The organism is Gemmatirosa kalamazoonensis (assembly GCF_000522985.1).
Taxonomy (GTDB): domain Bacteria; phylum Gemmatimonadota; class Gemmatimonadetes; order Gemmatimonadales; family Gemmatimonadaceae; genus Gemmatirosa; species Gemmatirosa kalamazoonensis.
On the sequence record NZ_CP007128.1, the window covers coordinates 1,487,809 to 1,508,140 of the forward strand.

Annotated in this window: 19 protein-coding genes; 8 read left to right on the plus strand and 11 right to left on the minus strand. The window is 72.3% G+C overall.

Annotated features, from left to right (window positions below):
* Positions 1 to 113: 113 nt before the first annotated feature.
* From J421_RS06540 to J421_RS06550, 3 genes are read right to left on the minus strand one after another with little or no spacing between them, the layout of a single operon-like run.
* Complete coding sequence (locus J421_RS06540) at positions 114 to 2,426, minus strand: hypothetical protein (RefSeq protein WP_025410373.1); 2,313 nt, start codon at positions 2,424 to 2,426, stop codon at positions 114 to 116.
* Positions 2,402 to 2,887 carry a M15 family metallopeptidase gene (locus J421_RS06545; RefSeq protein WP_025410374.1) on the minus strand — a complete coding sequence of 162 codons (486 nt, stop codon included), beginning with the start codon at positions 2,885 to 2,887 and terminating at the stop codon, positions 2,402 to 2,404. Before J421_RS06545 ends, J421_RS06540 begins: the two co-directional genes overlap by 25 nt.
* Positions 2,884 to 4,068, minus strand: a complete 1,185-nt coding sequence (locus J421_RS06550; protein ID WP_025410375.1) for a hypothetical protein — start codon at positions 4,066 to 4,068, stop codon at positions 2,884 to 2,886. The genes J421_RS06545 and J421_RS06550 overlap by 4 nt, the downstream gene beginning before the upstream one ends.
* A gap of 163 nt (positions 4,069 to 4,231) precedes the next feature.
* Here J421_RS06550 and J421_RS06555 point away from each other — a divergent pair, with 163 nt between their 5' ends.
* The gene (locus J421_RS06555) at positions 4,232 to 4,780 is read left to right on the plus strand and encodes a DinB family protein (RefSeq protein ID WP_025410376.1); all 549 of its coding nucleotides are present in this window, start codon (positions 4,232 to 4,234) and stop codon (positions 4,778 to 4,780) included.
* A gap of 4 nt (positions 4,781 to 4,784) precedes the next feature.
* Here J421_RS06555 and J421_RS06560 read toward each other — a convergent pair whose 3' ends face one another.
* Positions 4,785 to 5,456, minus strand: coding sequence for a Crp/Fnr family transcriptional regulator (locus J421_RS06560; RefSeq protein ID WP_025410377.1), 672 nt, complete (start codon positions 5,454 to 5,456; stop codon positions 4,785 to 4,787).
* A 226-nt stretch (positions 5,457 to 5,682) separates the two neighbouring features.
* Here J421_RS06560 and J421_RS32010 point away from each other — a divergent pair, with 226 nt between their 5' ends.
* Positions 5,683 to 6,156 carry a hypothetical protein gene (locus tag J421_RS32010; protein ID WP_025410378.1) on the plus strand — a complete coding sequence of 158 codons (474 nt, stop codon included), beginning with the start codon at positions 5,683 to 5,685 and terminating at the stop codon, positions 6,154 to 6,156.
* Positions 6,157 to 6,439: 283 nt separating this feature from the next.
* On the opposite strand, the gene J421_RS06570 is transcribed toward J421_RS32010, so the two are convergent.
* Together J421_RS06570 and J421_RS06575 are read right to left on the minus strand one after the other, a co-directional pair.
* Positions 6,440 to 6,781, minus strand: coding sequence for a VOC family protein (locus tag J421_RS06570; RefSeq protein ID WP_025410379.1), 342 nt, complete (start codon positions 6,779 to 6,781; stop codon positions 6,440 to 6,442).
* A 1-nt stretch (position 6,782) separates the two neighbouring features.
* Entirely contained in the window at positions 6,783 to 7,397 is a 615-nt protein-coding gene (locus J421_RS06575) for a YdeI/OmpD-associated family protein (protein ID WP_025410380.1), read from the minus strand.
* Between the two features lie 174 nt (positions 7,398 to 7,571).
* Between J421_RS06575 and J421_RS06580 the strand changes: the two genes are divergently transcribed.
* Genes J421_RS06580 through J421_RS06595 form a run of 4 tightly spaced genes read left to right on the plus strand, consistent with a single transcriptional unit; the run spans position 7,572 to position 11,857 of the window.
* Positions 7,572 to 8,915 (plus strand): efflux RND transporter periplasmic adaptor subunit, encoded by a 1,344-nt coding sequence (locus tag J421_RS06580; protein ID WP_025410381.1) that lies wholly within the window; start codon positions 7,572 to 7,574, stop codon positions 8,913 to 8,915.
* A 7-nt stretch (positions 8,916 to 8,922) separates the two neighbouring features.
* Positions 8,923 to 9,357, plus strand: coding sequence for an ABC transporter permease (locus tag J421_RS34295; protein WP_201773109.1), 435 nt, complete (start codon positions 8,923 to 8,925; stop codon positions 9,355 to 9,357).
* Positions 9,354 to 10,388: an ABC transporter permease gene (locus tag J421_RS34300; RefSeq protein ID WP_158508668.1), complete on the plus strand. Its 1,035-nt coding sequence runs from the start codon at positions 9,354 to 9,356 to the stop codon at positions 10,386 to 10,388. Before J421_RS34295 ends, J421_RS34300 begins: the two co-directional genes overlap by 4 nt.
* Positions 10,385 to 11,857 (plus strand): TolC family protein, encoded by a 1,473-nt coding sequence (locus J421_RS06595; RefSeq protein WP_025410382.1) that lies wholly within the window; start codon positions 10,385 to 10,387, stop codon positions 11,855 to 11,857. The genes J421_RS34300 and J421_RS06595 overlap by 4 nt, the downstream gene beginning before the upstream one ends.
* Before the next feature lie 87 nt (positions 11,858 to 11,944).
* On the opposite strand, the gene J421_RS06600 is transcribed toward J421_RS06595, so the two are convergent.
* The 5 genes from J421_RS06600 to argR all read right to left on the minus strand — a co-directional run bounded on the left by J421_RS06600 (position 11,945) and on the right by argR (position 17,159).
* On the minus strand, positions 11,945 to 12,892 hold the full coding sequence (locus J421_RS06600) for a branched-chain amino acid transaminase (RefSeq protein ID WP_104022337.1): 948 nt from the start codon (positions 12,890 to 12,892) through the stop codon (positions 11,945 to 11,947).
* A gap of 183 nt (positions 12,893 to 13,075) precedes the next feature.
* The gene (argH, locus tag J421_RS06605) at positions 13,076 to 14,596 is read right to left on the minus strand and encodes an argininosuccinate lyase (protein WP_025410384.1); all 1,521 of its coding nucleotides are present in this window, start codon (positions 14,594 to 14,596) and stop codon (positions 13,076 to 13,078) included.
* A complete protein-coding gene (locus tag J421_RS06610) occupies positions 14,593 to 15,870 on the minus strand; it encodes an argininosuccinate synthase (protein ID WP_025410385.1) in 1,278 nt (425 codons plus the stop codon). Before J421_RS06610 ends, argH begins: the two co-directional genes overlap by 4 nt.
* A 167-nt stretch (positions 15,871 to 16,037) precedes the next feature.
* Positions 16,038 to 16,526, minus strand: a complete 489-nt coding sequence (locus J421_RS06615; RefSeq protein WP_025410386.1) for a four helix bundle protein — start codon at positions 16,524 to 16,526, stop codon at positions 16,038 to 16,040.
* A 171-nt stretch (positions 16,527 to 16,697) separates the two neighbouring features.
* Positions 16,698 to 17,159, minus strand: coding sequence for an arginine repressor (argR, locus tag J421_RS06620; RefSeq protein WP_025410387.1), 462 nt, complete (start codon positions 17,157 to 17,159; stop codon positions 16,698 to 16,700).
* An 83-nt stretch (positions 17,160 to 17,242) separates the two neighbouring features.
* Between argR and J421_RS06625 the strand changes: the two genes are divergently transcribed.
* Together J421_RS06625 and J421_RS06630 are read left to right on the plus strand one after the other, a co-directional pair.
* Positions 17,243 to 17,590: a PadR family transcriptional regulator gene (locus J421_RS06625; protein ID WP_025410388.1), complete on the plus strand. Its 348-nt coding sequence runs from the start codon at positions 17,243 to 17,245 to the stop codon at positions 17,588 to 17,590.
* Positions 17,591 to 17,603: 13 nt separating this feature from the next.
* Positions 17,604 to 20,318, plus strand: coding sequence for an ADOP family duplicated permease (locus J421_RS06630; protein ID WP_025410389.1), 2,715 nt, complete (start codon positions 17,604 to 17,606; stop codon positions 20,316 to 20,318).
* Positions 20,319 to 20,332 lie beyond the last annotated feature (14 nt).

Here is a 20,332-nt window from a genome sequence, read left to right on the forward strand (position 1 = left end):
CTAGGGACGCGCAGTGAAGCCCGCAGTGAATCGTCCCGCCATAGATCGTCCCGCCGTAGATCGTCCCGCCGTCGATCGTCCCGCCGTCGATCGTCCCGCCGTTCCACGACTTCCTACATCTCCGCGCCGACGGCGATTACCCGCTGCCACCCGCGCGGCCGGTCCCGATGTGCGTCGAGCGCGCGCGACGCGCCGACGAACAGCGCGCCGCCGAAGAAGCGCATGCCGAGGTCCATCGTCGTGCGCACCCCATCGCTCGGCCGCGACAGGGCGCCGGCGTCGTCCCGCGGGCCGAGTCGCTCGATCGCGCGCCGCGCGCCGGCCGTCGATGCCGCGACGGCACCCGCCTCGAGTCCCGCCGAGAGCCCCGGCGACACGCCCGGCAGCACGACCGGGCCGAGGTGCAGCGGCCGGTGCCACCACGGGCTGCCGTACTGCAGCACGCCGCGCACGACGCCCGCGCGGTCGCCGGCGAACGTCTTGTAGTCGTACGCCTGCAGGCTCATGTCGCCGCCGACCTCGAACAGCTGCTGCGGCGGTGGCTCGCCGGCGACCACCACGCCTCCCTCGCCGCGGCCGATGAGCGTGAGCGTGCTGCCGCGCAAGGCGCGGCCCCACGGCGCGTCGAGCTCCGCGCGTCCCACCACGCGCAGCTCCGCGCGCTGGTAGGTGAGCCCACCGTCGCCGCGCTCGTACGACAGCCGCGCGCCGACCCCCGGGCGCACGAACTCCGCCGACACGTCGGGGTGCAGGTCGAGCGTGAGCGCCGTGCGCGCGTAGTTCCCCGCGTCGACGCCGCGATTGGGGCGGAACGGCGCGGACGCGGCGACGATCCCCTGCCGCACGTGCGTCGCCGCGCCACGGTCGCTCGCCGCGCCGACCTCGAGCCGCGCGACCGCGGCGCGCCCGGCGAACGTGCGCCGCACGAACGCCGTCGCCGTGCGCCGGTCCACGTAGTCGTAGAGATCCTCGGAGCCGAGCAGCGCGCCGGCGCTCGATCCGGAGTCGAGCGGGTTGCGGAAGTCGTTCGTGATGTCGAGCGAGCGGGCGACGCGCAGGCCTAACGCCCACCGGCCGCCGCTCGTGTCGGGCGCCGTGCCGCGTCGGAGGCCGAGCTCGCGCTCGAGCTCCACGCGGCCGCGCGCGGTGCTCTCCGCCCACGCCCACCCGCCGACGGCGCGCAGCGTGAGCCCCGGCGCCGCGTCGCGGAAGCGCACCCGCACGCCGCTGCCGGTGAACAGCCCCTGCACGCGGTCGAAGCGCAGCAGGTCGGAGCCGCGCGCGACGTACGGCTCCACGCGCGGCGGCCCCACGCGGCGCCACGCGTCGGGCGCCACGTCGTCGAAGTCGTCGGCGTGCGTGGCGCCGGTGAGCGTGCCGAGCGCCTCGCGCCATCGGTCGAACCGGTCGAGCGTGTCGCCCTTCGCGCGCGTCAGCCGCCACCAGCGCGCCGGCCGCGCCGTGTCCGCGTCGGCGATGGCGTTAGGCGCGGTGCGCGGGAGCGTCGTGTCGTTCACCGTCACGTCGCGCAGCCGCGACACGATGCGCAGCACCGCGCGCGACTCGCCGAGCGCGGGGATCAGGATCTGGAACTCGAGCCGCTGATACGTCGGGAGCCAGTACCGGCCGTCACGCTCCGCCGTCTCGTACTCGATGAACGCGTAGCCCTGCATCGCGGCGTGGCGCAGCCGGCCGCCGATCCCCTTCGGCGCCGCCTCGTCGGCCGCGAGGTACTGGCCGCGCATCCGCACGACGACGTGGCGCACCGCATCGAGCTCCACGTCGCCGAGGAACAGGCTCCCGTTAGGCGGCGGCGCGGCGCGCGGCTCCACGTGCACGCGCACGATCGGCACGGCGCGCGTGCCGTCCGCACCGTCGGGGACGCGCAGCGTGACGACGGTGTCGCCGCCGGAGAAGCGGTACCATCGCTCACGGTCGCCGGCGAGCGGATGCACGGCGAAGCTCGGCGAGCGGCGCGGGCGCGGTGCGCGGCGGCGCACCGAGTCGGCGGGCGGGCGCGGTGGGAACAGTCGCTCGCCGTACAGCACCGGCACCACCCACCCGCTCGGCAGCAGCGCGAACGCGGACGTCGTCGGCACCGCCTGGCGCGCGCGGTAGCCGACGACGTGCTGGTCGTAGAAGCCGGTGCGCGTCCAGCGCAGCGTGGAGGCCACCTGCTCCATGGAGATCACGGCCTCCACGCCGTCGTCCGTGCGCAGCGCGACCGCCATCTCCGACTCCACCGCCGCGCGATAGGAGCCGAGCGACGCCGGCACGCGGTTGTCGCGGGCGGCCGCGGCGACGAGCGCCCGGAGCGCCTCGCTCGCGTACGTCGCCGTGTCCCGCTGCGCGCCCGCGCCTAACGGAAATCCCAGCAGCGCGGCGCCGAGCGCCGTGAGCGTCAGACGGCGTTCACGACGCGCCACACCGCCTCTGTCCCGCCCGACGCGACGAGCTGCCGCGCGAGGTCCGACGGGCTCGGGCGGCAGGGTCCCCACTGGAAGTGCGGCAGATCCGGCTTCGTCCAGTCGCCTCCCCACTTGCACCCCTCTCGCTTGAACGACTCGGCCACACCCTCGAACCACGCGCGCGGACGGTCCCACCCGTGGTTGCGCGACACGACGTCGACGGCGAGACCGTACCCGTGCCAGCTGAAGAGGTTCGTCGGCGCGTTCGTCACCGTGTCCTCCGGCGGCACCACCGTGCGGCCGCGCGCGTAGTACGCCGCCTGCAGCTCGGGGGACCGGTACGCCTCGTACACGATGGCGTCGAAGCCGCGCGCGTTCGCGTCGGCGATCGCGCGCTCCACCGCTTCCCGGAACTTCGGCGCGAGCAGCGCGAGATCGCTGCTCGCGACGAGGCTCGGGTGCGTGGCGCCCGCGCTCACAGGATCCCCTCGTGCGGGTCGTTCCCCGACGCCCACTCGTGCGACTCGAACGAGACGGCCGGCGCCGGCGCGCCGCCCGGTGGCCGCGCGTTCACGATCGACGTCGGTGTGCCGACGGGGATCGCCGCGCTCGCGGGCAGCTCCACCGGCGGCGCCTGCGGCGCTGCGGCCGGCATCGTCGGCACGGCGATCAGCCGCGGTACCTTGTCCTGCCGGTCCTCCGAGCCTTCCTCGCCGCTCTTCTCGTGCGGCTTCACCGTGGTGCGGATCACCATGATCTTGTTCAGCACGTCGAACCAGAACGGCGCGCCGAGCGTGATGGCGAACGCGGTGAGCAGCCAGCCGGCGGCCATGCCTAACGGCCGGTTGAAGCGATCCGACGACGACACCGTCACCGGCCAGCCGAGCGGCAGCTCGAGGTTCGCGATCTCGCGCACCGCGGCGTCGAGCGCGGAGTCGCGCTGCGTCGCGAGCGGGCCGCTCGCGCGCGTCATCGCGGCTGCCACGACGTCGCGCCGCGTGTCGCCGTTCCGGTAGAGCTGCTCGGCGATGACGAGCGTGTTCGCGTTCACGAGCGCGGTGATGCCGAGCGAGACGAAGAACAGGATGACTTGCGTCTCGCGCTTGTACCATCCGGAGACGCGGTCCATGCCGCTGTCGAACCACGCCTCGAGGTTGCGCCGTGCCTGCTCCAGGCTTCCGTCCGCGGTGTCGATCGCGTGGATGATCGCGCGCCGCACCGGCGTCGGCACGCCGGCCATGACCTGCACCGACTTGCGCACGTCCTGGATCGACGGTGCGGCGTCGAGCGTCTCCAGCACGCTGTCACCGTGCGCGGCGATGTCGAGCAGCGCCGACGCGAAGCTCCGCGCGGGGATGTACGACGGGAGGTTCGGCTGCCAGGCCTGCGTCATGCGCTTCGTCACGCGCTCCATCGCCGGCGGCGAGGGCGCGTAGTCGCCCCGGTACAGCCCGAAGATCAGCGGGTGCTCGAACAGACGCTTCGCGAAACCGTGGCCGTCGGGGTCGTGGAGCATCTCGCGGATGCCGCGCTCGAGCTGCACGGCGCGCGACTTCAGGAACGACTCGGCCCCCTCGCGCACCGACGACGCGATGAGGGCGAGCACGAGGTACACGAGCACCAGCCCGATGGCGACCTCGAGGATCTGCGATCCGAACATCTTCCGCTCTCCGTGAAGAGTGGCGCGGCGTGCGACGGGCTAGCGTAGGGCGCGCGCATGGGGCCCGCAAGATCGCGGGCGTGCGTCACATGCCGCGCATCGCATCCCTGGACAGCGCGCACGGCGGGGCGCAACGTGGACGTCTCACCCACCGGAGCCGCTCATGTCCACGCGCACGCTCGCCCTCGCGCTGCTCGCCGCCGCCGCCCTCCCGCTGGTCCAGGACGCCGCCGCCCAGGGGACGCCCGCCGCGGCGACGGCGCCCGTCTCGGCCGCGTTCAAGGCGAGCACGAAGCAGTTCGCGAAGAACCTCACCGCCGCCGCCGAGGCGATGCCGGCGGACAAGTACGGGTTCAAGCCGACGCCGGCGCAGATGAGCTTCGGCGACGTCGTCGTGCACCTCATCCAGGGGAACGACTACCTCTGCGGCGCGATCTCCGGCACGCCGGCGCCGCAGCGCTCGAAGGTCGCCGCGACCGACGCGAAGGACGCGCTCGTCGCGCGGCTGAAGGAGACGTTCGCGTTCTGCGACGACGCGCTCGCGAGCCTCGACGACACGAAGCTCGCCGAGCAGGTGCCGTTCTTCGGCGGCCCGCGCACGCGCGCCGACGTCATGAACCTCACGACGGGCGACTTCGCCGATCACTACAGCCAGGTCGCGATCTACATGCGCCTGAACGGGCTGCTGCCGCCGACCGCGAAGAAGCAGTGACGCGTCAGCCGCTCATCGCGTCCAGCACGTCCATGCTCGCCACCGCGTAGCGCGCGCGTCCGGTTCGCCGGACGGCGCCCGCCGCGCACAGGGTGCCTAACGCGCGCACCACCACCTCGCGCGCCGTGCCCAGCTCCTCGGCGAGCGCGGCCTGCGACATGCCCAACGTGAAGTCGCGGCCGCGGGCGTGGCGGGCGCGCGCGAGCACCACCGCGGCGACGCGCGACGGCACCGTGTGCTCCTGCACGTCGTCGAGCCGCGCGAGCAGCGACCGCGCACGCTCGGCCAGCCGCCGCAGCGCGAACCGCGCGACCTCGGGGCGCTCGGCCAGCAGCCGGTCGAGCGCCGCCGCGCCGATCCGCGCGCAGCGCGTCGGCTCCGTCGCGGTCGCCGTCGCCGGATACGCGCCGCCGCCGAAGACGGGGATCTCGCCGAGCACCCCACCCGGTCCCTCGGCATGCAGGAGGCGGCTGCGGCCGTCGGCGGCCACCCGCGCGACGCGCACGCGCCCCGCGAGCACGAGATACAGCGCGTCGGCCGCGTCGCCCGCGCGATAGAGCACCGCGCGCGTCGCGTAGCGCCGCTCCACCGCGATCCGCGCGAGGTGCTCCAGCGCGTCGTCGGAGAGCGGGCGCAGCGCAGGGATGCGCTCTCGAAGGATGCTCGGGTCGATCATGACTCCACGTACGTGTTTCTGGGGGACTGAAGAAGGACTGAAGGAGGACTGAAGAAGGACCAAAACACACCGTCTTTGTTGTTGTCCTTCTTAAGTCCTTCTTCAGTCCTCCTTCAGTCCTGCACGAACTCGTACGTGGAGCCACGCCGGGCGCGATGGAACCCAGGTTCCAGCGGAGCCACCGCGCGGTCGACATCGTGTCGGTGGACACTCACCCCGGCATCCCATGCGCACCACGCTCGCCCTCCTGCTCCTCGTCGCCGCGCCGCTCCACGCCCAGCACCATCACGCCGACACCGCGTTCGCGTCCATGCAGGCGCGCGGCAAGACGGCGATGGGCGTCGACCAGTACGCGTCGTCGCACCGCTTCGACACGCTCGCCGACGGCGGCCGCATCGCGCTCGTGAGTGGCCGCGACGACTCCGCCGCCGTCGCCGCCATCCGCACGCACTTCCGCACCATCGCGGCCGCGTTCGCCCGCGGCGACTTCGCGACGCCCGGCTTCGTGCACGACGGCCCGGTGCCCGGCACGCGCGTGATGGCCGAGAAGCGCTCGGCGATCACGTACGAGGCGCGCGACCTGCCCCGCGGCGGCGAGCTGCGGATCCGCACCGGGGATCCGGAGGCGCGGAAGGCGATCGCCGAGTTCCTCGCGTTCCAGCGCAGGGAGCACCGGAGTGGGGGACGGCGGGATGACTGACGGCGGGACGACTGACGGCGGGACGACTGACGGCGGGATGCCTGACGGCGGGATGCCTGACGGCGGGACGCTGAACGGCGGGATCCGGATGCGTTCAGCGGGATCCGTTGGGCGTCGGATTGGTACAGTCGCGCGTTCAGCGGCATAGCACCTTGGGCGAAGGGGGGGAGCCCCCCTGGGACCTAGGTACCGCGCCCGCCGTCGGACGTCCCGCGGTTGATCGTCCCGCAGTAGATCGTCCCGCAGTAGATCGTCCCGCAGTCAGTCCTCCCGCCGTCCGCAGTCACTTCCGTTCCACGATGTCGAAGACGAACCCGTACGGATCGCGGAAGTACACCAGCCCCGGGTGCCCCTCGACCGGCACCGTCTCGCACCCCGCCCGCTCGAGGTGCGCCCGCGCCGCCGCGTAGTCGGCGACGTCGAACGACGGGATGTAGCCGAGCGGCGCGCCGGGGTCGCGGTTCACGTACAGCCGCAGCTGCCCCGTGTCGAGGTCGAGCTGGTCGGGCGAGCGGGAGACGACGCGGCACGCCAGCACGCCGACGTAGAACGCCTCCGCGCGCTCCAGGTCCGGGACGTGGATCGCGACCTCGCGGTTCGAGCGGAACGTGGGGCCGTCCGTCATGTCACGCGCGCTGGTACTTCCAGTGGCGCGACTTCCCCTCCGCGAGCTGGGCGAGCGTCTGCTCCAGCCGCTTCTGCCGCGTGGCGTCGGTCTTCGCCTCCGTGATCCACTCCACGTACTCGCGGCGGTGGCTCGGGCTGAACGCGTCGAACGCGGCGCGCGCCTTCGCGTGCTTGCGCTGCGTCAGCGCCGCCGCGAGGTCGTCGGGCACCGCCAGCTCCGCCTTCGCCTTCTTCGGCCGCTCCACCTTCACGCCCTCGGCGTTCAGGGCCGCGGCCTTCTTCACGTATCTGAGGAGCGTGCGCTTCGGCGGCAGGTCGGCGACCGCGGCGAAGCGCGACGGGCCCTTCGGGTCATCGCCCTCCGCGTCGCCGAACGGGTCGTCGCCCACGACCAGCTTCCCTTTCCAGAAGCCGAACCGGCAGTGCTCCTTGAACGCGGCCATCATGCACAGTGGGCCGCCGGCATAGTCGAAGAACGGGGAGCTCCACTTCATCGTCTCCACGACGTCGGGACACCCCTCGTGGACGACGGCGCGGATGTGCGTCAGGATCGGCCGCGCGAACTCGGGCGCCTTCGCGATGTACGCATCGATCCGGGGATCCTTCTGGCCCATGGGCGGGGAGGGACGGGGGTGGAGCGAGGGGAGCGGCAATATGCGGCTGCGGGGCGGACCGTGCACGGATGGGTCGGCCTTCACCGATTCGTAACCCGTCCGTCATCGTTTCGGCCTGTTCAGGTGTCAAACGGCGCAGCATCGTAGCCGGGCCCCCCCTACCGTCTGCTGCCCATGCCTCGTCTCAGCCCGAAGCTCGTCGGCGGCGCCGCCCTTGGCGCCGTGGCGCTGTCCCTCGTCGCCTGGCGCTTCGCCGGGTCGTCGCCGACCGCCGCCGATCCGCTCGTCGCCCGCGTGAAGGCCGGCGACTTCCACGTCACCGTGACCACCACCGGGGAGCTGCGCGCGATCCACTCGGTGCAGGTCCAGGGGCCCGGCAACCTGCCGCAGGCGCAGATCTACCAGCCGATCAAGATCGCGACGCTCGTCCCCGAGGGGACCGTCGTGAAGGCGGGCGACGTCGTCGCGGAGCTCGACCGCGGCGCGGCGGCCGGGAAGCTGAGCGAGATCACGCTCAACGTGCAGAAGGCCGACGCGCAGTACACCCAGGCGCAGCTCGACTCCACGCTGAACCTGTCGAAGGCGCGCGAGGAGATGCGCACGCTGGAGTACGCGATGGAGGAGAAGCGGCTCGCGAAGGAGCAGGCGCAGTACGAGGCGCCGAGCATCCGGCGGCAGGCCGACATCGACATGGAGAAGGCGACGCGCGCCCTCGCCCAGGCCAAGCGCGACTACGAGACGAAGACGCAGCAGGCGAAGGCGAAGATGTCGGAGGTCGGCGCGGAGCTCGAGCGCCAGAAGAACAACCTCAAGATCATCCAGGACGTCGTCGGCGCGTTCACGATCAAGGCGCCGGCCCCCGGCATGGTGATCTACGCGAAGGAGTGGAACGGCCGGAAGAAGACCGTCGGCTCGCAGGTGTCGCCGTGGGAGCCCACCGTGGCGACGCTCCCCGACCTCACGAGCATGGAGTCGATCACCTACGTGAACGAGATCGACGTCCGCAAGCTGGCCGTCGGCCAGCCCGTCCGGCTCTCGCTCGACTCCGACCCGTCGAAGGTGCTCACCGGCAAGGTGACCGCGGTGGCGAACGTCGGTGAGCAGCGCCCGAACACGGACGCGAAGGTGTTCGAGGTGAAGGTGCAGGTGATGCAGTCCGACACCACGCTGCGCCCCGGCATGACGACGTCGAACGCGGTGGAGACGGCGGTCGTGAAGAACGCGCGCTTCATCCCGCTCGAGGCGCTCGTCGCGGAGGGCGGCCGCACGTTCGTGTACAAGCGCGACGGCAGCCGCGTCGTGAAGCAGGAGATCGAGACGGGCCTCATGAACGACAACGAGGTGATCGTGACGCGCGGCCTCGGGGCGAACGAGGAGGTGCTGCTCGCGGCGCCCGCCGACGCCGCGACGCTCGCCGTGGTCGCGCTCCCCGGCGGCGCGAAGACGCCGGCGCCCGGGAAGCCGGGCGACACCGCCGCGCACGCGACGGTGCCCGCGGTGCCTAACGCCAAGCGCTGAGGCGCCCGTGGCGACCCTCAGCAGCCCCGTCGGCGCGACGTACGCACCGCCGGCGGGCGGACGGCCCCCGTACGCGCCGCCCGGCATGGGCAACCGCGCGTCGCGCGCGGCGATGCTGCGCCTCGCCGTGTTCGGCTTGCGGGCCGCGGTCGAAGCCGTGGGCCACAACACGCTGCGCGCCGCGCTCACCTCGTTGGGCATCCTGTTCGGCGTCGCGTCCGTCATCGCGATGCTCGCCATCGGCAAGGGGGCGGAGCAGGAGGTGCTCGCGCAGATGAAGCTCCTCGGCTCCAACAACGTGCTCGTCACGCCGATCGTGGAGCAGAAGCAGGAGAAGGCCGAGGACAAGATGGAGAAGGAGACGAAGCGCTTCTCGCCCGGGCTCACGGAGCTCGACGCGCGCGCGCGATCGCGGCGGTCATCCCGCACGTGCAGTCGGTGAGCGCGGAGCTCGCGCTGAACTCGATGGCCACGCGCGAGGGGCACCGCCGCTCGGTGAAGCTCGTCGGCGTGGACACGACGTACTTCGACGCGTTCAACCTGCAGATCGCCGAGGGCACGCGCTTCGGCACGCTGCACGTCACGCGCGGGCTGCCGGTGGCGATCATCGGCAGCGCGCTCCGGGCGCGGTTCTTCACGAGCGAGCCGCCGATCGGCCGCCGCATCAAGGTCGGCGACGTGTGGCTCACCGTGGTCGGCGTGCTCGCGCCGCGTCCGTCGTCCCAGTCGACGGCGGAGAAGCTCGGCATCCGCGACGCGAACATGGACGTCTACGTGCCCCTCTCCACCGCGCTCGTGCGCTACCGCAACCGCGCGCAGATCACGTCGCGCGACGTGGAGAAGGCGGCGCAGGAGTTCAGCGACGACAACAACAACCAGGCCGACGCCGAGGACCCGCAGCGGCGCGCCGAGCGGCTCAACCCGAACCAGCTCGACCGACTCGTGATCCGCGTCGAGGACGCCCGCTACGTGGCGCAGGTGGCCGACGTCGTGCGGCGGCTCATGGCGCGGCGACACAACGCGGTGGTCGACTACGAGGTGACCGTCCCCGAGCTGCTGCTGAAGCAGGAGCAGCGCACGAAGGCGATCTTCAACATCGTGCTCGGCGCCATCGCGTCGATCTCGCTGCTCGTCGGCGGCATCGGGATCATGAACATCATGCTCGCGTCGGTGCTCGAGCGCATCCGCGAGATCGGGGTGCGCCGCGCGATGGGCGCCACGCGCCGCGACGTGCTCGCGCAGTTCCTCGCCGAGGCGGTGCTCATCAGCACCGCGGGCGGCGTCGCCGGCATCCTCGTCGGCGTGGGGCTCAGCGTCGCGATCGAGCACGTCGCCGACATCCGCACGATCGTCTCGGCGGTGTCCGTGACCGTGGCCTTCGGCGTCTCGCTCGCCGTGGGACTCGGCTTCGGCATCGTCCCCGCCTGGCGTGCCGCGCGCCAGGACCCCGTCGTCTGCCTCCGCTACGAATGATGCACCCCGCGAAGTCCCTCGTCCTCCTCGCGTTAGGCGCCTCGCCGGCGCTCGCGCAGCCGGCGCCTAACGGCGCGCCGCTCACGCTCGAGCAGGCCGTGCAGCGCGCCGCCGAGAACGGCCCCGCCGGGCGCGCCGCGCTGCAGGCGGTGCGTGCCGCGCGCTGGCGCGACAAGGCGTTCGACGCGCGGCTCATGCCGCAGCTCAGCCTCGACGCCGTGGCGCCGAACCTCAACCGCGCGATCGTCCCCGTCGTGCAGCCGGACGGGAAGACGCTCTACCTCGCGCAGCGGCAGATGGAGTCGAGCTTCTCGGTCACGGCGCGTCAGCCGCTGCCGTTCTCCGGCGGCTCGCTGTTCGTGTCGACGGGGCTCAGCCGGCTCGACGTCTACGGCGACAAGGGCGCGACGCGGCTGTACCAGTCGTCGCCCGTCATCATCGGCATCACGCAGGGGATCTTCCGGCCGAACCGGCTGGCGTGGGACTCGCGCGAGCAGTCGCTCAACAGCGACGCCGCCGAGCGCCGCTGGCTCGAGGCGCGCGAGGACGTCTCGACGCAGGCGGTGGCCGCGTTCTTCGACGTCTACTCGGCGCAGGTCACCGAGGAGAACGCGGCGACGAACGTGGCCGTGAACGACTCGCTGTACACGCTGTCGAAGGGCCGCCTCGAGGTCGGCAAGATCGGCGAGAACGACCTGCTGCAGAGCGAGCTCGCGCTGCTCCGCGCCCGCGCCTCGCTCGACGCGGCGAAGCTCGCGACCCAGCGCGCGCGGGCGGCGCTCGCCGTGACGCTGGGCATCGCGCCCGACGCGTTAGGCCCCATCGCGCCGCCGGCGCAGTTCCCCGAGTTCACCGCCGACCCGGACAAGGCGGCGGCCGAGGCGCTGCGCAACCGGAGCTCGATGGTGGACCTCGAGCTGCAGGACGTGCAGGCGAGCCGCCGGGTGCGCGAGGCGCAGCTGAACAACCGCTTCGGCGCGACGGTGACGGCGACCGCGGGGCTCAACCAGACCGCGCCGTCGTTCGGCACGGCGTACAACTCGCTGCTCGACCAGCAGCGGGTGAGCGTGAACGTGCAGATGCCGATCGTGCAGTGGCGCGCCGGCCACGCCGAGGTGGAGGCGGCGCGTGCCGATCGCGAGCGCACCGAGTTCGTGGCGAAGAACCAGCGCGCGACGCTGGAGCAGGACGCCCGCTTCGCCGCGCTCGAGATCCCGCTCGACCGCCGGCAGCTCGACCTCGCGATCAAGGCCGACTCGGTCGGCGCGAAGCGGTTCGAGATCGCGAAGAACCGCTACGTGATCGGCAAGATCGGCATCGACAACCTGTACATCGCCCAGAGCGAGAAGGACGCCGCGCGGCAGTCGCTCGTGCAGGCGATGCGCTCGTACTGGCTGGGGTACTACCGGCTGCGGCGATTGACGCTGTACGACTTCGCGGCGAACAAGCCGCTCACGGCCGAGCCCTGAAGCATTGAACCGCAGAGGACGCAGAGGGCGCAGAGGACTGCCTAACGGCTCCTCTGCGCCCTCTGCGTCCTCTGCGGTTGAGATCTACTAGACGCTCGCCGTTCGCTCCGCGCGGACGTACGTGAGCCAGTTGTGCGTGTCCTCGCCCGCGCCCTTCACGATGTCGAGGAAGCGGCGCTGGATCTGCTGGGTGATGGGGCCCGGCTTGCCCGCGCCGACCGCGATGCGGTCCACCGAGCGCACCGGCGTCACCTCGCTCGCCGTGCCGGTGAGGAACACCTCGTCGGCCGTGTACAGCGCCTCGCGCGGCACGTGCTGCTCGCGCACCGGCAGGCCGAGGTCGCGCGCGATCGTGATGATGCTGTCGCGCGTGATGCCGTGCAGCAGCGTGCCGTCGATCGGCGCCGTGTACAGCGTGCCGCCGCTCACGAGGAACACGTTCTGCCCCGAGCCCTCGCTGATCATCCCCTCGGTCGTGAGCGCGATCGCCTCGTGGAAGCCGTTCGTCAGCGCCTCCATCTTGATGAGCTGACCGCTGAGGTAGTTCCCCGCCACCTTCGCCATCGACGGGATGGTGTTCGGTGCCACGCGGTTCCACGTCGAGACGCACGCGTCCACGCCGTTCTCCAGCGCGCCCTCGCCGAGGTACGCGCCCCACGGCCAGCAGGGGAGGTAGACCTCCACCGGGCTGTCGAACGGCACCATGCCCGTCGCGCCGTAGCCGCGCAGCACCATCGGCCGCAGGTAGCACGCGTCGAGGCCGTTCTTCTCCACCAGCTCGCAGCACGCGGCGACGAGGTCGTCGACCGTGTACTTCACCTCCATCCGGTAGATCTTGCACGAGTTGACCATCCGCTTGAGATGGTCCTCCAGCCGGAAGATGGCCGGCCCGCGCGGCGTGCTGTAGCAGCGGATCCCCTCGAATACCGAGGAGCCGAACTGCATCGAGTGGGAGAGCAGATGGACCTGCGCGTCGTTCCAGGGAATGAACTCCCCGTCGCGCCAGATCCAGTCGGTCGCGGTGATCTTCGCCATGAAATGAGGCTGGTGATGCGGCGCTGGTGGGGCGGCGCTGGTGAGGCGGCTCTGAACGGGCGGCGCTGGAACGGCGGCGTCGGCCAGTCGGAAGATACCTGGCCTCCCTCGCACCGTCGACGCCGTATCAGCGCTGCGGTTCCGGCACCGCCGTCCCAGCGCCGCCCGTTCAGCGCCGCAGTATCAGACGTTGAGGACCACGTTCTCCGACAGCTCGTTCGCGCTCGCGGTGGGCTGCGGCTGCTCGTGCGCGGGGTGCAGCGCCTGGCGGGCCGCCTCGAGCTGGGCGCGCACCGCCTCGGGGCCGGTGCCGCCGACCGCCTCGCGGTGCTGCACCGAGCTGACCGGCGACAGCGCGTCCATCACGTCGTCGCCGAACAGCGGGTGCGCCGCCTTGTACGCGTCGAGCGGCAGCTCCGTCATCTCGATGCCGCGCTCCTCGGCCTGCCGCACGAGCGACCCCACCGCGCCGTGCGACTCGCGGAACGTGGCGCCCTTGCGCACGAGGTAGTCGGCGAGGTCGGTCGCCATCATCGTGCTCGACAGCGCCGCCTGCATGCGCTTCTCCTGCAGCGTGAGCTCGGCCAGCGTGCCGGCCACCGCGGGCAGCACGAGCAGCGCCGCGTCCACGGCGTCGAACAGCGCGCGCTTGTCGTCCTGCAGGTCCTTGTTGTAGCCGCTCGGCAGCCCCTTCAGCGCGCCTAACAGCGACACCAGATCGCCGAGGAAGCGCGCCGCCGACCCGCGCGCGAGCTCCAGCGCGTCCGGGTTGCGCTTCTGCGGCATCATGCTGGAGCCGGTCGTGAAGCCGTCGCCGAACTTCACGAACCCGAACTCGCTCGACCCGTACAGGATGAGATCCTCGGCGAGCCGCGACAGATGCGCGCCCATGAGCGAGATCGCGAACAGCAGCTCGGCGATGAAGTCGCGGTCGCCCACCGCGTCCATGCTGTTGCGGATGACGCCCTGGAAGCCGAGCGACTCCTTCAGCAGCACGCGCGACACCGGGAACGCCGAGCCGGCGACGGCGCCGCTGCCTAACGGCAGCTCGTTCGCGCCGCGCGCCGCGGCGGCGATGCGCGCGCGGTCGCGGTCCAGCGGCCAGAAGTGCGACAGCAGCCAGTGCGCGGCGGACACCGGCTGCGCGCGCTGCATGTGCGTGTACGCGGGCATCAGCACGTCCTGGGCGCGCTCCGCCTGCGCGATGATCACGCCCTGCAGCTCGCGCACGGCGGCATCGAGGCGCACGCACGCGTCCATCGTCCACAGGCGCGTGGCGGTCGCCACCTGATCGTTGCGGCTTCGCCCCGTGTGCAGCTTGGACGCGACCGTGCCGACCGCCTCGTGCAGCAGGCGGTCGATCATGGTGTGGATGTCCTCGTCGGCGGCCGTGGGCTGCGTGCCGCCCTTCAGCCGCTCGGCGACGACGTCGAGGCCGCGCTCGATCTCACGGCTCTCCTCGAGCGTGAGCACGCCCGCGTTCCACAGCGCGACGGCCCAGGCCTTCGACAGCTGGACGTCGAACGGCCACAGGCGGAAGTCGACGCCGATGGAGCGGTTGATCGCCTCGAGAATGGGCGAGGGGCCGCCGGCGAAGCGGCCCCCCCAGAGCTTGTGCGGCGCACCGGCCGCCTCGCCGGCGCCCTCGGAGATGAGAGCGCCCGTGTCGTCGTCGCGGACGACGCGCGGCTTCAGCGGGTTCACGCGCGCACCGGCGCGTTCGCCTTGGCGACGGCCGCCGCCTCCGCCTCGGCGGCGAGCTCCTGGTCCTTGATCGCGCGCACGCGCTGCGACAGCCCGTACAGGCGGATGTAGCCCGCGGCGTCGCTCTGCTCGTACACGTCATCCTCGCCGAACGTGACGAACCGCTCGTCGTACAGCGCGTGGATCGACTCGCGCCCGACGACGTTCGCCGACCCCTTGAACAGGCGCATCGTGACCGTGCCCGTGATGCGCTCCTGCGTGACGTTCACGAACGCGTCGTACGCCTCGCGCTCCGTCGTCCACCAGCGGCCCTCGTACACGAGGTCCGCGTAGCGCGGCGCGATGACGTCCTTCGCGGCGAGCGTGCGGCGGTCGAGCACCATCTGCTCGAGCTCCGAGTGCGCGGCGTAGAGGATCGTGCCGCCCGGCGTCTCGTACACGCCGCGCGACTTCATGCCGATCATGCGGTCCTCGACGATGTCGCTGCGGCCGACGCCGTGCTTCGCGCCGAGCGCGTTGATCTTCGTGAGCAGCTCGACCGGGCCGAGCGTCTCGCCGTTGATCGCGACCGGCGTGCCCTTCTCGAACGTGATGACGACGTCCTCGGCCGCGTTAGGCGCGGTCGTCGGATCGGTCGTGAGCTGGAACATGTCCTCGAGCGGCGCGTTCGCCGGGCTCTCGAGCACGCCCCCCTCGTGCGACAGGTGCCAGATGTTGCGGTCGCGCGAGTAGATCTTCGTGATCGTCGCGGCGACCGGCACGCCCTTCTTCGCCGCGTACTCGAGCGCGTCCTCGCGGCTGCGGATGTCCCACTCGCGCCACGGCGCGATGACCGGGAGGTCGGGCGCGAACGTCATGTAGGTGAGCTCGAAGCGCACCTGGTCGTTCCCCTTGCCGGTGCACCCATGGGCGAGCGCGTCGGCGCCCACCATGCGCGCGATCTCCACCTGCCGCTTCGCGATGAGCGGCCGGGCCATGGAGGTGCCGAGGAGGTACTTCCGGTTGTAGATCGCGCCGGCGCGGAGCGTCGGGAAGATGAAGTCGCGGACGAACTCCTCGCGGAGGTCCTCGACGTAGCACTCGTCGGCACCGGAAGCGATCGCCTTCTGCTTGATCCCCTCGAGCTCGTCCCCCTGCCCGATCTCGGCCGCCACGCAGACCACGCGCGCGCCGGGATAGTGCTCCTTGAGCCAGGGCACGATGATCGACGTGTCGAGCCCACCGGAGTAGGCGAGCGCGATCGTCTTGGGGGCGGGACGGTTCTTCGGGGTCATGGCGGCTCCGGTTGAATATGCAACGATGCTGCATAATTAACCGGATTTCGGCGCCGAAGTCAATGCCCGGCAACGGCTTTGGCTCTCACGCGGAGACGCGGAGCACGCGGAGCACATCAAAAGCAAAGGCAGTTCTCCGCGTGCTCCGCGTCTCCGCGTGAGACGACTCAGGCCGCCGCCTCCGCTGTCTCGCCCTTCGGCTGCAGCGCCCGCGCGAGCCCGCGCAGCATCCGGCCGATGTCGGCGGCGCTCGCGAGGAGCGGCGCGCTGTCGGTGCCGGAGAGCGCGGTCAGCCGGTCGGCGAGGTGCAGGAGGCACTCGAGGCGCGCCACCTGCCCGTGCGCCGCGGACAGCTGCGCCACGTACTCGGCACGGACGTAGAGCGAGTTCCCCGCGGCGATGTGCGCCGGGATCGACAGCGCGGTGCGCCACAGCTCCTCGGCCAGCACGTCGTCCGCCATGACGTGCGAGACGTGGTAGACCGCGGCGCCGAGGTCCATGGCGCGCTGCCAGACCTTGAGGCCGCGGTAGCCCGCGAACGGCGGCGCCGGCGGCGGCTCGACGGCCGTCGGGACGGGCTCCGCGACGACCGCGGGGGTGGGCGTGGGGGTCGACGGGGCGGTGCGGCGGGTCGGACGGGTGGCGCGGGCGGGCATGGTCGGGCTCCTGAAGGGTGTGCGCCCAGGATGCCCGCCCCGCGTCACGCGACCGTACCGCGCGAACGCACGAGGTGACAAAAATGCGAGGGCAGGAGGGCAGGAGGGCAGGAGGGCACGAGAGGCGAAAGCTCCTGCCCTCCCGCCCTCCTGCCCTCCTGCCCTCCTGCCCTAGGTCTCCTCGGCCACCTTCCGGATCTTCCGGATGAGCTGCTCGCGCGCCTGTGCCGACCGGCAGACGATGAGGATCGTGTCGTCGCCGGCGATGGTGCCGAGGACGTCGGGCCATCGCGCGGCGTCGAACGCGGCGGCGATCGGCTGGGCGCCGCCGGGGACGGTGTGGAGCACGATCAGCTCCCCGACGCCGTCGATGCGGGCGAACAGCTGCGGCAGCAGCGCCTCCAGCGCCACGCGCCCCCGCTCGCTCGCCTCGGCGTCGGTCGACGCGACGTACCGCATGCCGTCGGCGGTCGGGACGCGGGCGAGCCGGAGCTCGTGCAGGTCGCGCGACAGTGTCGACTGAGTGACGTCCCATCCTCGCTCGGCGAGGCGTTGCCGCAGCTCCTCCTGCGAGCCGACGACGGTCGCGGCGACGATCTCGCGGATGGTCCGGTGGCGGTCGCGCTTGTTCATGGGCTCAACGATAACGCATCCCGCCAACCCCGCCGATTCCCTCAACCCTTGATGGTATCAACGCCTGAGGGTATGATGCCGCCATGACCGACGACGCGGCGATCGACATCCTGCTCGGCACGCTCGACGTGCTCGTGCTGAAGACCCTCTCGTGGGGGCCGAGCCACGGCTACGGGATCGCGCGGTGGATCCGCGAGTCCTCGGGCAACACGTTCCGCATCCTCGACGGCGCGCTGTACACCGCGCTCCACCGCCTCGAGGAGCGCGGCGCGATCGAGGCCGAGTGGGGGCACACCGAGCAGGGGAAGCGGGCGAAGTTCTATCGGCTCACGACCGCCGGCCGGCGCGAGCTGCGCGTCCAGGCCGAACAGTGGGAGCGCTACGCCGCCGGCATGACCGGCGTGCTGACCACCGCGCCGCGTCCCGCCTGACCGCGAGATCGCCATGCCCGACGTTCCGAAGTGGCGCCACTTCCTGCGCTTCTGGCGCGCCGACGTCGATGCCGACATCGACGACGAGCTGCGCTTTCACTTCGAGCAGCGCATCGAGGATCTGCGCGCGCGGGGCCACTCCGCACAGGACGCGACGCGGATCGCTCACGAGGAGTTCGGCGACGAGGCGGCGACCCGCCGAGGGCTGCGCGAGATCGGCGAGCGCGTGGAGCGGCGGCGCGAGCGGATGCGGTGGTGGCGGCAGCTGCTGGCCGACCTGCGCTACGTGCTGCGCGGCCTGCGCCGCACGCCGACGTTCACCGCCGGCGTGGTGCTCACGCTCGCCATCGGCATCGGCGCGGCGGCGTCGATGTACGGCACGATGCGCCGGCTGCTGCTCGAGCCGCCGCCGCACGTCGCGGCAGCGGATCGCGTGGCGCGACCCTACTTCCACTACGAGCGCGCGGGCGACTCCGCCCGCACGTTCGACCAGCTCTCCTACCCGTTCTACGAGCGTGTGCGAACGGAGGCGCGCACGCTCGCCGGCGTCGCCGCGTACTCGCCGGGGAACTCGCTCACGGTGGGCGTCGGAGCGGACGCCCGGATGGTCCACGCGACGTTCGTCTCGGCCGGGTTCTGGCGAACGCTCGGCACCCGCCCCGCGCTCGGCCGCTTCATCGCCGACGACGAGGCGCACCCGGCGACCGGCGCACGCGTGGTCGTGCTGGGCCACGCGTTCTGGCAGCGGCGCTTCGGCGGTGATCCGGCGGTGGTCGGCACCACGCTCCACGTGAAGGGACTCCCGTATCGCGTCGTCGGCGTCGCGCCGCGCGGGTTCCGTGGCGTGGATCTCACCGACACGGACGTGTGGCTCCCGCTGTTCACCGAGGCGGACGGGCAGGGGCGGCCGGCGACGTGGCACACGTTCGCGAGCTCGTCGAACCTGAAGTTCGTCGTGCGTCCGCGCCCCGACGTCCCGCCGGCGCGCGTGGCCGCGGAGCTGTCGCGCCTCCAAAAACTCCTCGTGGAAGAGGAGGATCGGACGTTCCCGTCGCAGTACCGCAGCCACTTCCGGACGCACGTGTCGCTCGGCCCGCTCACCGGTGCCGCCGGCTTCGACGGGCGCCGCATCCCGGAGGCGACCGTGGCCGCGTGGCTCGTCGGCGTGGCGGGGGTGCTGCTGGCGATCGCGTGCGCGAACGTGGCCAGCCTGCTTCTGCTGCGCGCCCTGCGCCGTCGCCGCGAGATCGCGGTGCGGCTCGCGCTCGGCATGAGCCGGCGCCGACTCGCCGCGCTCCTGTTCGTGGAGAGCGCTGCGCTGGCCCTGTCGGGCGGCGTCGCTGCGGCGATGGTGATCGCGGTCGGCGGCGCGTGGGTGCGTCGCGTGCTGCTGCCCGGGATGATCGCGGAGAGCGCGGGGGTGGACTGGCATACGGTCGCGCTGTTCGCGGGGACGGTGGTCGCGGCGGCCGTGCTGACCGGTCTCGTTCCCGTGCTGCAGACCCGGCGCGACGTGGCGGCGGGACTGCGCGACGGCGCGCAGCACGGGGCGACGCGGCGATCGTCACTGTACCGGGGGCTGCTGGTGTCGCAGAGCGCGCTCTCCGCCGTGCTGCTGGTGGGCGCCGGGCTGTTCGTGCGCAGCCTGCACCGCGTGACGACGATGGACCTCGGGCTCGATCCGGACCACTCGTTCGTCGTCCGGATCGACTTCACCGGAACCGGCCGGCCGGGACCGGACGTGATGGCGTTCCACGAGCGGGCGCTGGAGCGGCTGCGCGCGGTGCCCGGCGTGCGGAGCGCGAGCGTGTCGGTCAGCGCGCCGCTCCGCACGGCGCAGGGAGGGAGCTTCCGTCTGCAGCCCGCCGGCGAGGTGCTGAGCACGTCGAAGGGGGTGCCGTTCGTCAACTACGTCTCGGACGGCTTCTTCGACGCGAGCGGGATGCGCATCGCGAGCGGCCGAGGGTTCCTGCCGGCCGATCGCGGCGGGGCGCCGGTGGTGGTGGTGAACGAAGCGCTCGCGCGCGTGGCGTGGCCGGGGCGCTCGCCGCTCGGGGAGTGCGTGTATCCGACGTGGGCGCCGGACGCGTGCGCCCGGGTGGTCGGCGTGGTGCGGAACGCCCACACGTTCCAGATCCGCGAGGACCAGCGGCTGTGGCTCTATGTGCCGCTCGACCCGACCGACGTGGGCGACCGCGTGCTGCTCGTGCGCGCCGCGCCGGGGGCGCGCGGGATGGAGCGCACCGTCGAGCGGGTGCTGCGGGAGCTCGACCCGGGGCTGCCGTACGTGGACGTGCACCGGCTGGGCGACGCGCTCGACCCACAGATCCGGCCGTGGCGGATCGGGGCGGCGGTGTTCACGGCGTTCGGCGCGCTCGCCGCGCTGCTCGCCGCGCTCGGGCTGTACGCGGCGGTGGCGTACGCGGTGGCGCAGCGCACGCGCGAGATCGGGGTGCGCATCGCGCTCGGCGCGGCGCGTCCGGCCGTGGCGCGGCTCGTCGTCGGGGACGGGCTTCGCATCGCGGCCGTCGGCGTGGGCATGGGGCTCGTCCTCGCGCTCGTCGGCGCCCGCTGGGTGGCCGACCTGTTGTTCGACACGTCGCCACGCGAGCCCACGGTGATCGCGGCGGTGGCCGTCTCGCTGCTCGGCGTGGCGGCGGCGGCGAGCCTGGTGCCGGCGCGTCGAGCGACGCGCGTGAACCCGACCGAGGCGCTGCGCGCGGACTGACTCCGGCGCGGGGC

Bases quoted from the DNA above. Each gene is read 5' to 3' on its own strand.
- J421_RS06550 (WP_025410375.1), bottom strand. From the start codon at position 4,068: ATGTTCGGATCGCAGATCCTCGAGGTCGCCATCGGGCTGGTGCTCGTG.
- J421_RS06555 (WP_025410376.1), top strand. From the start codon at position 4,232: ATGTCCACGCGCACGCTCGCCCTCGCGCTGCTCGCCGCCGCCGCCCTC.
- J421_RS06560 (WP_025410377.1), bottom strand. From the start codon at position 5,456: ATGATCGACCCGAGCATCCTTCGAGAGCGCATCCCTGCGCTGCGCCCG.
- J421_RS32010 (WP_025410378.1), top strand. From the start codon at position 5,683: ATGCGCACCACGCTCGCCCTCCTGCTCCTCGTCGCCGCGCCGCTCCAC.
- J421_RS06570 (WP_025410379.1), bottom strand. From the start codon at position 6,781: ATGACGGACGGCCCCACGTTCCGCTCGAACCGCGAGGTCGCGATCCAC.
- J421_RS06575 (WP_025410380.1), bottom strand. From the start codon at position 7,397: ATGGGCCAGAAGGATCCCCGGATCGATGCGTACATCGCGAAGGCGCCC.
- J421_RS06580 (WP_025410381.1), top strand. From the start codon at position 7,572: ATGCCTCGTCTCAGCCCGAAGCTCGTCGGCGGCGCCGCCCTTGGCGCC.
- J421_RS06595 (WP_025410382.1), top strand. From the start codon at position 10,385: ATGATGCACCCCGCGAAGTCCCTCGTCCTCCTCGCGTTAGGCGCCTCG.
- J421_RS06600 (WP_104022337.1), bottom strand. From the start codon at position 12,892: ATGGCGAAGATCACCGCGACCGACTGGATCTGGCGCGACGGGGAGTTC.
- J421_RS06610 (WP_025410385.1), bottom strand. From the start codon at position 15,870: ATGACCCCGAAGAACCGTCCCGCCCCCAAGACGATCGCGCTCGCCTAC.
- J421_RS06615 (WP_025410386.1), bottom strand. From the start codon at position 16,526: ATGCCCGCCCGCGCCACCCGTCCGACCCGCCGCACCGCCCCGTCGACC.
- argR (WP_025410387.1), bottom strand. From the start codon at position 17,159: ATGAACAAGCGCGACCGCCACCGGACCATCCGCGAGATCGTCGCCGCG.
- J421_RS06625 (WP_025410388.1), top strand. From the start codon at position 17,243: ATGACCGACGACGCGGCGATCGACATCCTGCTCGGCACGCTCGACGTG.
- J421_RS06630 (WP_025410389.1), top strand. From the start codon at position 17,604: ATGCCCGACGTTCCGAAGTGGCGCCACTTCCTGCGCTTCTGGCGCGCC.